Origin of the sequence: Ensifer oleiphilus, assembly GCF_013371465.1 — a bacterium.
GTDB lineage: Bacteria > Pseudomonadota > Alphaproteobacteria > Rhizobiales > Rhizobiaceae > Ensifer > Ensifer oleiphilus.
Window position 1 is genome coordinate 212,621 of sequence record NZ_JABWDU010000010.1, and the last position, 14,551, is coordinate 227,171.

Annotated in this window: 18 protein-coding genes; 11 read left to right on the forward strand and 7 right to left on the reverse strand. The window is 59.0% G+C overall.

The window, feature by feature from the left end; genetic code table 11:
* Window positions 1-20 precede the first annotated feature (20 nt).
* The 4 genes from HT585_RS28095 to HT585_RS28110 form a co-directional block, all read right to left on the reverse strand.
* On the reverse strand, window positions 21-899 hold the full coding sequence (locus tag HT585_RS28095; RefSeq protein ID WP_176356082.1) for an ABC transporter permease subunit: 879 nt from the start codon (window positions 897-899) through the stop codon (window positions 21-23).
* Window positions 900-925: 26 nt separating this feature from the next.
* Window positions 926-2,158 carry a glycine betaine/L-proline ABC transporter ATP-binding protein ProV gene (gene proV, locus HT585_RS28100; protein ID WP_176356083.1) on the reverse strand — a complete coding sequence of 411 codons (1,233 nt, stop codon included), beginning with the start codon at window positions 2,156-2,158 and terminating at the stop codon, window positions 926-928.
* A 441-nt stretch (window positions 2,159-2,599) separates the two neighbouring features.
* Entirely contained in the window at window positions 2,600-3,070 is a 471-nt protein-coding gene (locus HT585_RS28105; RefSeq protein ID WP_343214104.1) for an SH3 domain-containing protein, read from the reverse strand.
* Between the two features lie 93 nt (window positions 3,071-3,163).
* A complete protein-coding gene (locus HT585_RS28110) occupies window positions 3,164-3,664 on the reverse strand; it encodes an invasion associated locus B family protein (protein WP_176356084.1) in 501 nt (166 codons plus the stop codon).
* 291 nt (window positions 3,665-3,955) lie between these two features.
* On the opposite strand from HT585_RS28110, the gene HT585_RS28115 reads away from it, so the two are divergent.
* Together HT585_RS28115 and HT585_RS28120 are read left to right on the forward strand one after the other, a co-directional pair.
* Window positions 3,956-4,204, forward strand: a complete 249-nt coding sequence (locus HT585_RS28115; RefSeq protein WP_176356085.1) for a BON domain-containing protein — start codon at window positions 3,956-3,958, stop codon at window positions 4,202-4,204.
* Between the two features lie 198 nt (window positions 4,205-4,402).
* Window positions 4,403-5,188: an FkbM family methyltransferase gene (locus HT585_RS28120; RefSeq protein ID WP_176356086.1), complete on the forward strand. Its 786-nt coding sequence runs from the start codon at window positions 4,403-4,405 to the stop codon at window positions 5,186-5,188.
* A gap of 217 nt (window positions 5,189-5,405) precedes the next feature.
* Here HT585_RS28120 and HT585_RS28125 read toward each other — a convergent pair whose 3' ends face one another.
* Together HT585_RS28125 and HT585_RS28130 are read right to left on the reverse strand one after the other, a co-directional pair.
* The gene (locus HT585_RS28125) at window positions 5,406-5,831 is read right to left on the reverse strand and encodes a DUF4168 domain-containing protein (protein WP_176356147.1); all 426 of its coding nucleotides are present in this window, start codon (window positions 5,829-5,831) and stop codon (window positions 5,406-5,408) included.
* A 330-nt stretch (window positions 5,832-6,161) separates the two neighbouring features.
* Window positions 6,162-6,917 carry an SDR family NAD(P)-dependent oxidoreductase gene (locus HT585_RS28130; protein WP_176356087.1) on the reverse strand — a complete coding sequence of 252 codons (756 nt, stop codon included), beginning with the start codon at window positions 6,915-6,917 and terminating at the stop codon, window positions 6,162-6,164.
* Between the two features lie 234 nt (window positions 6,918-7,151).
* Here HT585_RS28130 and HT585_RS28135 point away from each other — a divergent pair, with 234 nt between their 5' ends.
* The 7 genes from HT585_RS28135 (at window position 7,152) to HT585_RS28165 (ending at window position 12,209) form a co-directional block, all read left to right on the forward strand.
* Window positions 7,152-7,742, forward strand: a complete 591-nt coding sequence (locus HT585_RS28135) for a L,D-transpeptidase (protein ID WP_176356088.1) — start codon at window positions 7,152-7,154, stop codon at window positions 7,740-7,742.
* A gap of 124 nt (window positions 7,743-7,866) precedes the next feature.
* Entirely contained in the window at window positions 7,867-7,998 is a 132-nt protein-coding gene (locus tag HT585_RS28140; RefSeq protein ID WP_176356089.1) for an ABC transporter, read from the forward strand.
* Window positions 7,999-8,123: 125 nt separating this feature from the next.
* Window positions 8,124-8,708: a hypothetical protein gene (locus tag HT585_RS28145; RefSeq protein WP_176356090.1), complete on the forward strand. Its 585-nt coding sequence runs from the start codon at window positions 8,124-8,126 to the stop codon at window positions 8,706-8,708.
* A 77-nt stretch (window positions 8,709-8,785) separates the two neighbouring features.
* Window positions 8,786-9,367: a protein-S-isoprenylcysteine O-methyltransferase gene (locus HT585_RS28150; RefSeq protein WP_176356148.1), complete on the forward strand. Its 582-nt coding sequence runs from the start codon at window positions 8,786-8,788 to the stop codon at window positions 9,365-9,367.
* A 10-nt stretch (window positions 9,368-9,377) separates the two neighbouring features.
* The gene (locus HT585_RS28155) at window positions 9,378-10,148 is read left to right on the forward strand and encodes a hypothetical protein (RefSeq protein ID WP_176356091.1); all 771 of its coding nucleotides are present in this window, start codon (window positions 9,378-9,380) and stop codon (window positions 10,146-10,148) included.
* 11 nt (window positions 10,149-10,159) lie between these two features.
* Window positions 10,160-11,050 carry an SDR family NAD(P)-dependent oxidoreductase gene (locus HT585_RS28160; protein ID WP_176356092.1) on the forward strand — a complete coding sequence of 297 codons (891 nt, stop codon included), beginning with the start codon at window positions 10,160-10,162 and terminating at the stop codon, window positions 11,048-11,050.
* A 172-nt stretch (window positions 11,051-11,222) separates the two neighbouring features.
* Complete coding sequence (locus tag HT585_RS28165) at window positions 11,223-12,209, forward strand: TerC/Alx family metal homeostasis membrane protein (RefSeq protein ID WP_176356093.1); 987 nt, start codon at window positions 11,223-11,225, stop codon at window positions 12,207-12,209.
* Between the two features lie 99 nt (window positions 12,210-12,308).
* Here HT585_RS28165 and HT585_RS28170 read toward each other — a convergent pair whose 3' ends face one another.
* The gene (locus tag HT585_RS28170; protein WP_176356094.1) at window positions 12,309-12,536 is read right to left on the reverse strand and encodes a DUF6500 family protein; all 228 of its coding nucleotides are present in this window, start codon (window positions 12,534-12,536) and stop codon (window positions 12,309-12,311) included.
* A gap of 240 nt (window positions 12,537-12,776) precedes the next feature.
* Between HT585_RS28170 and HT585_RS28175 the strand changes: the two genes are divergently transcribed.
* Together HT585_RS28175 and HT585_RS28180 are read left to right on the forward strand one after the other, a co-directional pair.
* On the forward strand, window positions 12,777-13,172 hold the full coding sequence (locus HT585_RS28175; protein WP_176356095.1) for a MarR family winged helix-turn-helix transcriptional regulator: 396 nt from the start codon (window positions 12,777-12,779) through the stop codon (window positions 13,170-13,172).
* Window positions 13,173-13,210: 38 nt separating this feature from the next.
* Entirely contained in the window at window positions 13,211-14,506 is a 1,296-nt protein-coding gene (locus HT585_RS28180; protein ID WP_176356096.1) for an MFS transporter, read from the forward strand.
* The last annotated feature ends 45 nt before the right edge of the window (window positions 14,507-14,551 follow it).

Sequence of the window (14,551 nt, forward strand, 5' to 3'; positions counted from 1 at the left end):
CGCGGCAGAGAGGATGGCACTCAAACCGTCTTTGCCTCAGGGTGGCGCATGGCGAGTTTCACAAACGGCAGGCGCCAGGTGGCCCCCTTCTTTCCGAGGCTCTGGGTGAGGCGATCGAGAATGACGGCGAGGATGACCACCGCCAGACCGCCTTCGAAACCAGTGCCGACATCGAGCCGTTGGATGCCCGTCAGCACCGTGTTGCCTAGGCCACCGGCGCCGATCATCGAGGCGATGACCACCATGGACAGCGACAGCATGATTGTCTGGTTGATGCCCGCCATGATCGATGGCATGGCATTGGGGAGTTGGACCTTGAGGAGAAGCTGGGTTGGCGTGCAACCAAAGGCGTTGCCGGCCTCGACGAATTCCAAATCCACCTGGCGGATGCCGAGATTGGTCAGGCGCACGACTGGAGGCATCGAAAAGATGACGGTTGCGATGGTTCCCGGAACGGCGCCGAGCCCGAAAAACATTGCCGCCGGGATGAGGTAGACGAAGGCCGGCATTGTCTGCATCAGGTCGAGCGCCGGGCGGATGACCGCCGCGACGCTATCGCGGCGGGCCATGGCGACGCCGAGCGGCAGGCCGACGATCATCGCGATGACCGTCGAAGCAATGACCAGAGACAACGTCTCCATCATCGCGGCCCACAGCCCCATCTGTCCAACCAGCGCGAGCGACAGGCTAGCAAAGACCGCGAAGCCGAACGAGACGCGCCACAGGGCGAGAAGAGCGAAAATCGCGATACCGACCGGCATTGGAATTGCGAGCAGGCCGCTTTGCAACCCGGTCGTGACGAACCCGATCGACGCGGCGGTGAGATCGAGCGCTGGTGAAAAGTTGTCGAGGATGTAATTGACGGCCGAATCGATGCCGTCTCCGATGTCGAAGCTCATGGTTTTATCCAATTGGCTGGGAAGGTTCAGTTGGCGCGGTCGAGCGTCTCAAGCAGCGCCGACTTGCTGATGGCGCCGACATAGCGATGCTGGTCGTCGACAACGGGAACCGGCCACGCGCTTGCCGCCACCTGCCCAAGAACTCCAGAGAGTTGTTCGCCGGCATGGATCGGCGCCGCGTCCGCGAGAAACGCCTTGCGGTATGGGTCTTCCGCCTTTGAACGGATCTTCTCCATCAACGACGTCTGGCTGACCATGCCATGGTATTTCATGTCGCGGCCGACGATGATCGCAAACTCCCGGTCGCGGCTCTTCATCTGCTCCAATGCCGCAGCAGCGGAAACTCCCTGTCGGTCTATGATGGTAATCTGATTCCGTCGGGCCACGTCGCCGGCCTTGAAAACCTGGGAGACGTCGACATTGCGGAAAAACGACCGGATGTAGTCGTTGGCCGGATTGACGACGATTTCGTCCGGCGTGCCCACCTGAACGACATTGCCATTCTGCATGATGCAGATACGGTCACCGATGCGCATCGCCTCGTCGAGATCATGGCTGACGAAGACGATCGTGCGGCTTCGTTCGGATTGCAGCCGCACAAGCTCGTCCTGCATTTCCGTCCGGATGAGCGGATCAAGTGCAGAAAAGGCCTCGTCCATTAGCAAGATCGACGGCTCGCTTGCCAGCGCCCGGGCAAGGCCGACGCGCTGCTTCATGCCGCCTGAAAGCTCGTCCGGGCGGCTTTCGCCATAGCCCTCGAGCCCGACGGCTTTCAGCGCCGCCATGGCCTTGGCTTTGCGCTCGACGTCCCCGACGCCAGCCACTTCCAAGCCGAAGGCGGCATTGTTCACAACATTCCGGTTTGGGAGAAGCGCGAAGGACTGGAACACCATGCTGATGTCCCGGCGACGGAGGTCGATCAGCGCCTTGGGCGACATATTGGTGATGTCCTGGCCATCGATCTCAATCGAGCCTGAGGTCGGCTCGATCAATCTGTTGAGCAAGCGAAGAAGCGTGGATTTTCCGCAGCCGGACAGGCCCATGATCACAAAGATCTCTCCCGCCTTGATGTCGAAACTGGCATTGTTGACGCCAATGGAGCAACCGGTTTCTCTGTGAATGTCTGCCTTGCTCTTGCCGGAGCGAAGTAGCTTTAGGCCATCATCGGGATGTTCACCGAAAATCTTGTAGACGTTCTTCAACCGGATCTTCGTCGACCTCTCGGAAGAGCCATTCTCATATTCAGTCATAAAAGCCATAAAAACTTGCCGCCTGCTCAATAGCTGACGCACTCTCCTTGTTTGTGATTTTCAACACTCCTCAAGCAAACACCGCTCAAGAAAGCGCCTTCTATAGATATGAACCCCGAGTATCGGGGGGGCCACTAAGTCAATCTTCGGCAATCGTCAGATGAGTATCATTATAACGATACGAGCTGCGTCGATTGGCGCGGAGAAACTGCGCTTTTACAATGGCTGATGACGGCCGAGGCGCAAACGGTTGCCTTTATTACGACGCGGAGTTCCCAATGTCCATTGAAAATTCTATTCTTTTCGCAATCGAGACGCGTCGACGCAACTCAACGACGTACACCGGATAGCCGAACCCCCTGCAAAAGCACGCTTGTGCGGGCCCTCTTTGTCGCCGCGCCGATGGGGGCTTTCCGGCGATGAATGACAACGTTTCGGGAAGGCTGACGGTTAGCCAATGACCTCATTGCGATAGACGCCCCATAAATCCACTTGCCTGACATATCCGACGAGACCATGTCGCCTGACTGTGACTTCGCACCAGGTTCCGTCGCAACGATCAAGCCTGACGAGCACGCCGCCCTGCAGGCGGGCACGTTCGGATGCTGCCGTTGCAGGCGCGGTTCGCAGCGCGGCGTTCGTTTCCAGCCAGCTGCCGACGGTGGCCATTCTTTGACCGGAGAGCAACGCCGCCGACATCCAGCCGGTTGCTCCGTCCGCGTCGCGGACCATTCGCCAATTGCCGGACTCTTCCATGACCTCAAGCGGCAGACCAGGTGTGACGTAGAGCCAGATGATCGGATAATCGGTGGACGGCCCTATCCGGAGTCTGGCAGCGCCACTTTTCAGGGAGACGAAACGAGGGATTGCAAGGCCGGTGGCGCGCCCAACGCTCCTTGCATCGGCGAGCGGCTCCGCCACGCTCTTCCCGCTCCCTTCGCAACTCTCGAACGCAAGCCACGACAGTAGCGCGCAGGACATCTGGACGATCAGCGAGGCCATCTGGCGCCCAACTCATCGTGCGCAGCGGGCAGCACCCTTGAGCGCCGCGGTCATGCCTTTCAGCGAGAACGAGTAGCTCGTTTCCGTGCCGCGGCGCGAGCGTGCATTCAACGTCATCGTCGCCCCCGCCTTCATCGCCGCAACGAGTTCGGCGTCGCGTGCCTCGCGCCGCGTCCATGCGGCCCGGCCCTGCGAAGCCAAGGTGAAAGCCTTGTCACCGACCGTAGCGGTCAGGGTCGAACCGGGCTCGAGGTCGTAGCCCATGATCGCTTGCGGCACGTATTCGCTGGTCAGCCGCGGTGACGGCGCGACAAGGAAGAAGTTCTCGCCGTGGTCGACGTGATCGGGCTTCATCGTCGTTGGAATCGAGAGAATATAGCAGGTGTCGCGGCCATCGTTTTTATAGGAGTACACGCCCCAGGCGCCGAAGGAATTGAGCTTCACGGGCTGTGCCTGTGCAACGGCGCAGGTGGTCAAAAGGATCGCGCAAGCAGCAATAGATCTGGATTTCATCTTGTTTCCTTTAGCATGGAGGGGTCAGGCGGCGCGTCTCGACCGCGCACAAGATGCGCCATTCGCGGTCGCAATCGTTGTCAAAACGTTAACGAAAAGCACCGGAAAAAATACATTATCACCAACGACCGAGGCCGAAGCCCAGCGCTCCTGATCTCGCCGGCGAATGCGGGGCGGATAAAAATATCGTGACCCGATTGTGTTCGCCTGACGGGTCGACACCCCGTCGTTTGGCAGCCAACATGAACGGGAGATGAACGGATATTTGACCAATACCTGGAGCTACCGCCTATGTTCGGCTTAACATTCACGTCGCACACTACGTCGCAACGCTTTGACATTGCTGGTGTAATGGCGGTGACCACCGCAATTGCCTATTGCGGCAACCTGACGGAAACTGATATTTCGGTGACGCATGAACGCGGATTGATCTACCTGGACGGCGTTGTCTCCTCCATGGCGGTGCGGGAGGAGGCTCAGAAGGTCGCCAACGAAGTTACCGGCTCACCAATCCGAAACCGGCTCCGAGTAGCCAGTTGACTGATCGTTTAGAAAAACGAGAGCTTCGGAATTGCCCGCGCCACCTGACAGTCAGGCGCTTTGCGCTGACCTCGACACGGGCGAACGTTCCGGCCCTACCGCGATAGGAGCGGACAGGCGTCGCCGTTGAACCCAACGGGTTAACGCGATCGAAAGTCGATGCTGCTAGCACTGCTGGGTTGAATCAGGAGACCCGAAATGCTGCCTGCAATATGGAAGCCGATCGAAGCAGGTGGCCTGATCCGGCTCGGATCTCCGCGTGACGGAGGCTATATCGTTCCCAGGCGCGCCGTGCTTGCCTCCAAATTCCTGATCAGCATGGGATTGAACGACGATTGGCAATTCGAGAAGGCGTTTCGGCGACTTGCAGATGTGCATATCGTTTGTTTCGATCACTCTGTCACCTGGAAGTTTTGGCTCCGGTACTATGCCGAACAGGTTTTGCGCCTTCGTTGGCTCAGGTTGGGGCGCTACCTGGATTATCGTTTGTTCTTCAGTCGGCCGGGCGTCGAGCACCGGCAGATCAGGATCGGCTATGATCAACCGGGCGAAGTTAACGTCCCGAGCCTGCTGAAGGAATTTTCGGGCAGCAACATCTTCCTGAAAATCGATATCGAGGGATCCGAGTACAGAATCCTCGATCACATAGCGATGAATTCGAGCCGCTTTACTTGCGTCGTCATCGAATTTCACGATGTCGACCTCCATCGAGATCGGATTCTTCGATTTATCGAGGGAATGACGAATTTTTCAATCGTCTTTCTTCATCCCAACAATTTTGCCGGCACTGATGACCAGGGCGACCCGCTGGTTCTGGAAATGTGCCTCGTCCGGGGCGACCTGCTCGACCCCTCGACGCCTGGCGAAGCGAGGCCGGAACTGCCAGCCAACACGTCACGCCGTGCTGATATTGAGTTGCGATACGCGCCAGCGGGTCCGAAGCCGCCCGAGTTTCGCCGCGACCGCGCGGCTGGAGCTGAGTGACCTCGGCGCGGAAAACATCATGCCAACAGCATTGCGCCGGGAGCGACGCGCGCTGACTAGCTGGGATCCGTATCGAGCGATGCGATCGAAGAGGAGAAGCTGACGCACACGCCCATCCGGCGGCAAGCTGGATGAGGAAGCGCGAGGTGGGTTTAGCACTCAACCTCCGGCAGCCATCAGGGCTAGTGCCCCTGATGGCTGCGTTGGCGCGCTCTGATTATTGCCGAGCCGGCGCCCCGGCTTGAAGTTTTTCCTGGATCTTCTTGGCAACAGCCGGGTCGGCCTGTGCGGCTGACAGAATGGACGAGTATTCCTCCACTGAAATGGCGGGAGACGATTCTACAGCCTCGACCATCTCCTTGCTCGCTTCGGCCTCCAGCTTTTCCTTTGCTGCGGCGTCAGTCGTCGCGTCGATTTTCGCCGAATATTCCTGCCTGACCTTGTCGACCTGGAGATAGGCGACCGCGAAGGCCTGGATTTTCTGGTCGCTGATGGGCGCGCCTGCCCCCTTGCTGTCAGCTTGATCCTGCGTCGGCTGCGCCGCTTGCGACTGGGCAGTTTCGAATGCGGATGCCGGGCTGAAGCCCGCAACACTGAGGAATGCTACGGTCAGCGATGCAACGAGTTTGTGGCGAGTAATCATGTCTATTCCTTTGTGACGTGTTCGGCAGCGATCGACCGCCGTGCTCAATTGCTCCTTCAAAGGGGATGCATGTGGAACGTCACGTACAATGGAGCCCTCGAAAGGGACGGGTGCGGCAGCGGTAGGGTAATTTGCTGACCATTGAGCGGCGGCTTTGTGGCTCCCACCGAGGCCCGCCGCCGACATCGGAGAACGTGGTCCGGCGATGAAGGGACATGCAAAACAGAGGCGTCAGCCGCGGAACAGCCGATCCGATTTTATTCCGCGAACTTAGATCCGCCCGAACGACCGTCGAATGATAACCACCCGAACAGAGACCCGGCTTGCCGTCTAGTGGGCAGTATAGGCTCCATCGACCAGGTGGTAGCTACCGGAGATAAAGCTGGCCTGTTCGGACAGCAGAAAACAGACGAGCGCTGCAACTTCGTCCGGTGTTCCCCGTCGGCCCATTGGCTGAAGCGCTTCCAAACGTCGGTTGCTCGCCAGATCGGATCGTTCGGACACCAAAGGTGTTTCGATCCAGCCGGGGCCGACCGCGTTGATGCGGATGCCTCGTCTTGCATATTCGATTGCTGCGACCTTGGTCAGACCGACGATACCATGTTTGGCGGCCGTATACGCGGATGCCATGGGCAAGCCGACCGACCCCAGGATGGACGACATGTTGACGATCGCGCCACCGCCCTGCCCGAGCATCGCGGTGATCTGGTACTTCATGCAGTAGAACACGCCATTTAAATTGACGTCTAGCAGCCTCTGCCAATCGTCAATCGCATAATCCGCCGTCACTTTTCGCACGCCGTCTACACCTGCGTTGTTGACCGCCAGATGAAGGCCACCGCATACCCTGACAACGGAAGCGATCAATTCCTCCACCGCAGCAGCGTCGGCGACGTCGACCTCAAAGGGATAAGCTGTACCCCCGGACGAACAGATTTCAGCCGCCACCTCACGCGCGGCCTCGGCATTGACGTCTGCCACAGCCACCGTCGCCCCTTCCTCGCTCAGTTGGCGAGAAATGGCTGCACCTATTCCGGAGCCCGCTCCGGTGACAAGTGCGACTTTCGTGGCGAAGCCAAGCTTCATTCTATGCATCCTCGTTGCCGACTCTAATCGACCAGAGACAGACACAGGCTGCAAGAAGTTTCATCGGATGTCATGGATTTTGTCAGGCGGCCTCGCGCCCCTCCAAGTCCAATCTCCCTGATGCACCCGTATTACCGGGCGCCATCCACCACGGGACCAAGCATAGCATCTTGGCCGAAGGACACATGAGTGTTAAAGACGAAACAGTGCTCACCGATTTACTAGCAGGTGGATATGGACAGTCGCGGCGTTACCCGCCGAGCGATTCTGCTCGGCAGCTTGGCATTAACGGCATCTGGGTGCACATCAACGGCAGAACGGTATGGCGGGCCAATTCTTTCTGCCTTCGGCGGCGGACCGTCGTATCGCTATCGACGTCGAACTGTTGGTTATGACGGAAACGAACCGCCTGGGACAATCGTCGTCAACACATCCGAGCGTTATCTCTACCTCGTCGAGGGCGGCGGACGGGCCATTCGCTATGGCATTGCCGTTGGAGAAGATGGCCGTACGCTCAAGGGGCCGGCCTCGATCGGCCGCAAGGCCGAGTGGCCGTCGTGGACGCCGACCGAAAGCATGATGGAGCGCAAACCGCACTTGCGACAATACGCCGGCGGCGTCAGCGGCGGGCCGCATAATCCACTTGGAGCAGCAGCTCTCTATCTCTACCGGGGCGGCCAGGATTCCATGTTCAGGTTGCACGGAACAAATGAACCCTGGACGATCGGCCAGGCAGTATCGAGCGGCTGTGTCCGGTTGACGAACGACGATATCGTCGATCTGTACAACCGCACTCCTGTCGGAACGAAGGTTCTCGTCATTTGAACACGCTTTTATGTCGGACGATGCAAAATGTGTTCTTTTTGCACTAGGCGTAAGCGTAGAACGCCCTATTAATATAAGCGTTGCCTTCGATAAACCGATTCCATTGTAAGGAGAGGATGTCTTGATGAGCAGAAACCTAATCGTAATCGTTACCTTGCTTTCCGTCGTGAGCCTTAGCGGCTGCGATACTATTGGCAAAGGCAAAGGCAAGGCGCCGCCGCCGGTAGCCGCCGAGCCGGCACCTGTCTACAAGTAACTTGAACTTCGGATGGGTGGGAAGGACGAACGTCCTTCCCACGTCATTCTGGCCGGGCGGATCAACTTTGACGTTGTCGGCCAGTAGAAGTGTGCTCATCGGAGTTCAGGAGATAGCGCATAGTGATGCCGCTTTTGAGAGGCCGACTAATGCTGATGGCAGTGCTCGCATTTGCGATTGCTGGCTGTCAGTCAGAAGATCAGAAGCCACAACCGCGTTTCGTCTCAAGTAGCAGCAGTGCACCTGCTGTGACCGCAGGTGCGGTCCGCGAAAGCGGTTATTTCATCGAATTTAGATCCCGCTACGCCCTCAGCTACGGCCATACCTACGTCGTTTTCGGACGCACGAACAGTAGCGGCGGAATGATCAACCCCGAAGTGGCCGGGCTTGCACCGGCAACCCCCAGCGCAACACCCTATGTCATCGGCCACTTCCTGCCCGTACCTGCAGAAACCGGAGCGAGCGACGGCGACCTCGAGGAGGAATACAGGTCGGCAAGCTGGCGCGTGATGCTGACCGAGGCCGAGTACAACAAGACGGTCGCCTTTATCAGGCAGCTCAAGGCCAAATCGAAATTCTGGCAGGCGTCGGTTTACAACTGCAATGCATTCGTCGCGGACATTGCCCGTTCGATGGGATATAAGACGCCCGGTATCTGGCTAAGGCCACAGGAATTCGTTACCAAGCTTAGGCAGATGAATGCAGGCTAAGGCGATCAATCCAGAGCTTTGCGTCCAATGAGTTGTAGATCGCAGAAGGGCTTCGGTGATTTGAAGTGATCGTATCGATGGCCACCCTGGGCAAGATCGTGTGGGTGATCGGCATCATCGCATGGTACTTTATTCGCGTACCATTCGAACGCCGCGCAAAGCGCGTTAACGTCGTCAGCAACCGCCGCTCGCCCGTGGACATGTTTGGGCTCGCATCGGGGCTGATCGGCCTTGCAATCGTTCCCGCCTTATATGTCGCAACCGGCTTTCCACAGGCTGCCGACCGTTCCGCCAGTGCGTGGTCCGTGATCGCCGGGGCGGTCGTTTTCTTCTTCGCCCTTTGGGTCTTTCGCAAGACTCATAAGGAACTCGGCCGTAACTGGTCCATCACCCTTGAGATCCGCGACAAGCACGAATTGATCTCCGGTGGTCCCTACGCCTTCGTTCGCCACCCGATGTATACCTCCTTCATGTTGATGGGTGTCGGCCAGGCCTTGCTGTTGCCCAACTGGGTGGCGGGGCTCGCGGGCCTGCTCGGTTTCGCGGTACTTTTCTTTCTGAGGGTCGACAAGGAGGAGCGTATGATGCTGGAGATTTTCGGTATTCAGTACCGTGACTACATGCAGCGGACCAAGCGCATCGTCCCCTACCTTTACTAAAGGCGATATCATGCGAGGCCGAGCCATCAAGCTTTCGGTGCCAAGGCGCCTTGTCTGCGACCTGATGCGGTTTTCGATCGGGATTCCGCGCGTGACCGTGCAGCGGCAGATGAACCTCGACCCGCTGCAGAGGGCCAGATTGGCGCAGTCGAACAGGCCGTCCTGGACCGTCCTGTTCCTGAAGGGCTATGCGCTTCTTTGCCGGGAGACACCGGAGTTCCGGCGTGCATACGTAAAACTTCCGTGGCCCCAGCTCTACGAATATCCGGAAAGCGTAGCCTCCATCGCTCATGAGCGCGAGTACGAGGGGGAGCGGGTCGTCCTGCTGAGCAAGATCAAATGTCCGGAACGCCGGGCTATCCCTGAACTTGCCGCGTTGATCGACGACGCGCGGTCGCGACCGGTCACAGAAATCAAGGAATTCCGACGCGCCCTGAAGATCGCGCGCGCACCTGGGCCAATCCGCTGGCTGCTCATGTGGCTTGGGCTCAATATGGGGTCACGGCGAGCGCATTATTTCGGCACGTTCCAGCTATCGGTCTATTCCGGTCTCGGCGCAGAATCACTCAATCCACTGACGCCCCTCACGACCCTTTTCAATTACGGCCGCATCGCTGAGGACGGCACAGTGACAGTGCGCATCCATTACGACCACCGGGTCATGGACGGCGCCAATGTGGCGCGCGCGCTCGAACGATTCGAAGCGATCCTCAATGGTGATATCGCTGAGGAATTGTCGAGCCAAGAGCTCGGCGCAGCGGTACCTGCGGCGGCACTTTGATGGAAGACCACATGAAGGCACTGGATGAATTCCGTCTGGCAATCGTGGTCGTCGGAGCCTCGCGCGGTATTGGCAGGGCGATCGCCAAAGTCGCTGCGCGCGACGGGGCCCCGATCGTTCTGGTTGCACGCTCCCTTGACGATCTGGCGGCAGCGGCGAGCGAAATTCGCGAGGCCGGCGGCGAAGCCTTCACACTTGAGCTCGATCTCTTCTCAGTCGACGCTTCCGTGCGTCTGGCGGGCTTCCTGAGCGCAAACAAACTGTCATGCGATGTGCTCGTCAACAGCGCCGGCTATGGTTTGCGTGGAGGCGCAACGACGCTCCCCATCCCCGAACAACTGGGGATCATTGATCTCAACATACGCGCCCTCACCGACTTGTCGCTTTACTTCCTGCCGGCAATGGTGGCGCGGGGCCGAGGCGGCGTTCTCAACCTCGGATCCATTGCCGGGTTCATGCCCGGGCCCGGCATGGCACTCTATTACGCTAGCAAGAGTTACGTACGGTCTTTCTCGTTCGCTCTTCACCAGGAGTTGCGCCGCACCGGCGTCACGGTGACATGCGTTGCTCCCGGACCGGTCGCGACAGAATTCCTCCGTCGCTCCGGCGCGGATCACGTAACGCTTTTCAAAGTGTTACCAAGGGTCGATGCGGATTATGTTGCCGAGCGGGCCTGGCGCGGCTTCAAGGCGGGACGACGACTGGTTATCCCCGGGATCTCCGCCAAACTGGCAGCGTTCGCAGCAGCATGGCTGCCATCGGCAATCATGTTGCCGCTGATCGGTCGATTGCAGCGACGCAGCAGCGACCTTTGCCCTTGCGGTTCAGGACTGAAGTTCAGGGATTGCTGCGGGAGCCGCTCGCGCCGTTCCGCGTTGCAGCAAAGTCCCGGAAACCACTGAAACGATTAGCAATCGTCGACGCAGAAAAAAGTTACGGCGAGACCCTTGAAGTCCGACCAGCGCCCTCCCACCTAGCGAACAACCCGCTGGTCCGGGCCCCTCTGGCGAGAGCTACCGGCGCTCTTGCGATGTCGGACCTTATCCGACATCTGCGCCGGCGGAGCTTTATTCCGTGGATACTTCCCTGTTGTTTATCGATTGGCTGGGTAAGCCAATCTGGATGTGGCTCAGCTTCATCACTCTGGTCATCGCCATTCTCTCCTTCGACCTTGGCGTTCTGCACAAGAAAAACAAGGAAATCGAAGTTGGCGAGAGCATCAAGCTCTCGGCGCTCTACATCTCGCTTGGCCTCGCCTTCGGCGGCTGGGTCTGGTGGTACCTGGGTGCAGATGCCGGCCTTGCCTATATGACCGGCTTCGTTGTCGAAAAGACGCTCGCGCTCGACAACGTCTTCGTCATCGCATTGATCTTCTCGTTCTTCGCCGTTCCCCGGCTTTACCAGCATCGGGTGCTTTTCTGGGGCATCCTCGGCGTGATCGTCCTGCGGGCCATCATGATCGGCGTCGGTGCGACGCTTGTCGCCGAGTTCTCGTGGCTGCTCTATATCTTCGCAGCCTTCCTCGTCGTGACCGGTCTGAAGATGCTGTTCATGAAGGAAGCGGAACCGGACATTTCCAACAATGCCCTGGTCCGCTTCATGCGCCGCCGCTTCAACGTGACGGAGGGCCACCACGGCGAACACTTCTTCGTCAAGCAGGCGCATCCGAAGACCGGCAAGCTGGTCTGGTTCATCACGCCGCTGTTCATGGCGCTGGTGCTTATCGAAGTCGCGGACGTGATCTTCGCCGTCGATTCGGTACCTGCAATCTTCGCGATTACCACCGACCCGTTCATCGTCTACACCTCGAACATCTTCGCTATCCTCGGCCTTCGTGCGCTCTACTTTGCACTGGCTGCGATGATCCACCGCTTCCGCTACCTGAAGCCGGCGCTTGCCGTGGTCCTGATCTTCATCGGTTCGAAGGTCTTCGTTGCCGATCTCATTGGTCTGGCAAAATTCCCGGCGGCGCTGTCGCTCGGCATCACCTTTGCGATCATCGCAAGCGGCGTGATCTGGAGCCTGGTCAAAACGCGCGGGGAGCGCGTTCCTGCCGAATAATCGCAAGAAGGCTGCCCAAACGGGCGGCCGATCCCCTCCACCGACAATCAATGGACAGCGGGTGCTTGAAAATGCGCCCGCGGTTCGCGTTTATAGCCCTTATGTCTCGTCAACGGCCGCGGCGACCAAGGCGCGGATTTTCGTCGCCTTCTCGAAGTGGTCAAGTCGATGGGTCCTGATCCACCACTCCGCTGCTTCCATCAGCATCTCAGGATCATCGTTCCTGTTGGCAAAGAATGCATAGAACGAGACGCCGACATCCGGCCGTTTTGCTGCGATCTTCCGATCGCAAACCTCCAATATCTTCCGTTGCAAGGTGGCTCTCATGGGCGGGCTCCGAATCGATTGGCTGATAGACCTCGATAAGGGCATGCCTTCGGCTGTGGGCGCCAGAAGAGGCTCTCCCTTGTCGGCGAATTAGTCACAGGGAGTGAGACGGCGAAATCTTGATACCAGCGCTGCACAGATCATCGGGCGCACTTGCGAATTGCGCTTGTTCCACGTTGCTTCAGTTCGCCGCAATCCGCCGCACTTGACGTCACGATATTGCGTGTATATACACGCTTTATGTCCCATTGTTATTGCATCCTCCTGCGGAAGGCCTCGAGGCGCGTGACGACGCTCTATGACGAAGCGCTCGCGCCGATCGGCGTCAATCTCGCGCAGTTCAGCCTGCTCAGAAATATCCAGCGGGCGGAACCCATCTCGCTGACGGATCTCGGTCAGCGTACCGAACTCGACCGCTCGACGGTCAGCCGGAACGTCAAGATCCTGGAAAAGATGGAGCTGGTCGCGATGACGAACGGCCAGGATCAAAGAGAAACGGCTGTCGAATTGTCCGACAAGGGGCGACGGGTCCTCAAGGACGGCGCCTCACTCTGGGACGGCGTCCAGACGCAAATCGAGGCCAAGCTCGGCAACGAAGCCTCCGCCCAATTGACGGCCTTGCTGCAGGCTCTCTGACACATTCAACACAATCGATCGATGGAAGGAAATGGCCGATGTTCGGACCGGTGCTTGCGCGCTATCTCGCCAGACGCGACATCCATTATGGCTGGGCTATCGCGGCCGTCACATTCCTCGTCATGCTGGCGACTGCCGGCGCGATGGGGTCCGCCGGCGTTCTGATCAAACCGCTCGAAACCGAATTCGGTTGGTCGAATGCAGAGATCTCGTTTGCGCTCGCCATCCGCCTCGTGCTGTTCGGCCTGTTGGGGCCGTTCGCGGCAGCCTTCATGAACCACTTCGGCGTGAGGAAAGTCGTCTCCTCGGCGCTCATTCTGATTGTCAGCGGCATCGTGGCATCGTTCTTCATGACCGAGCTGTGGCAGATGGTGGCCCTTTGGGGCGTGGTTCTGGGTGTCGGTACGGGCATGACCGCGCTGGTGCTCGGCGCAACGGTTGCAACCCGGTGGTTCGACAAGCGGCGCGGCCTCGTCATCGGCCTGATGACAGCGAGCAATGCCACCGGTCAATTAGTGTTCCTGCCTCTGCTCGCGTCCCTCACCGAAGCAATCGGCTGGCGCACGGCGCTGACCGTCGTCATCGCGGTTCTCACCTTCGCCTTCATCCTTGTGCTGCTTTTCATGCAGGATCGGCCAGCCGACGTCGGTCTGGCGCCTTATGGCGGCCGGACGATTGTGCCGGCCCCGGCGCAAAAGCAAAGCTTCGGAGCCCTGTTGCTTTCGCCTTTGAAGGCGCTGCGGGATGCCGCCCGGACGAACACGTTCTGGGTGCTGTTTGCCACCTTCTTCGTCTGCGGATTCAGCACCAATGGCCTGATCCAGATGCACTGGGTGTCGATCTGCGGCGACGTCGGCATCGCCGCTGTCAGCGCGGCCGGTCTGCTGGCACTGATCGGCGTCTTCGACCTGGTGGGCACGGTTTTCTCCGGCTGGCTTTCCGACCGCTACGACAATCGTTGGTTGCTCTTCTGGTTCTACGGGCTTCGGGGGCTGTCGCTGTTGTTTCTGCCGTTTAGCGGCTTCAATTTCTATACCCTGTCGATCTTCGCCATTTTCTACGGCCTCGATTGGGTCGCAACCGTGCCGCCAACGGTGAAACTTTCGGCCGAGCGTTTTGGCGCAGAACGGGCGGCCCTGGTCTTCGGCTGGGTGTTTACCGGTCACCAGCTCGGCGCTGCGAGCGCCGCGTTCCTCGCAGGTGCCAGCCGCACGTCGCTCGAAACATACACGCCGGCACTGATTGCTGCTGGGCTCTTGTGCATCATGGCCGCGCTTCTGGTCCTGAGCATCGGAAAGCGCGCGCCCGCGACCCTAATGCCGCAGGCTGCATGACAGGCTTGTCCTTGCCGGCCGCGGTTTTCAACCGCGGCCGGCAAT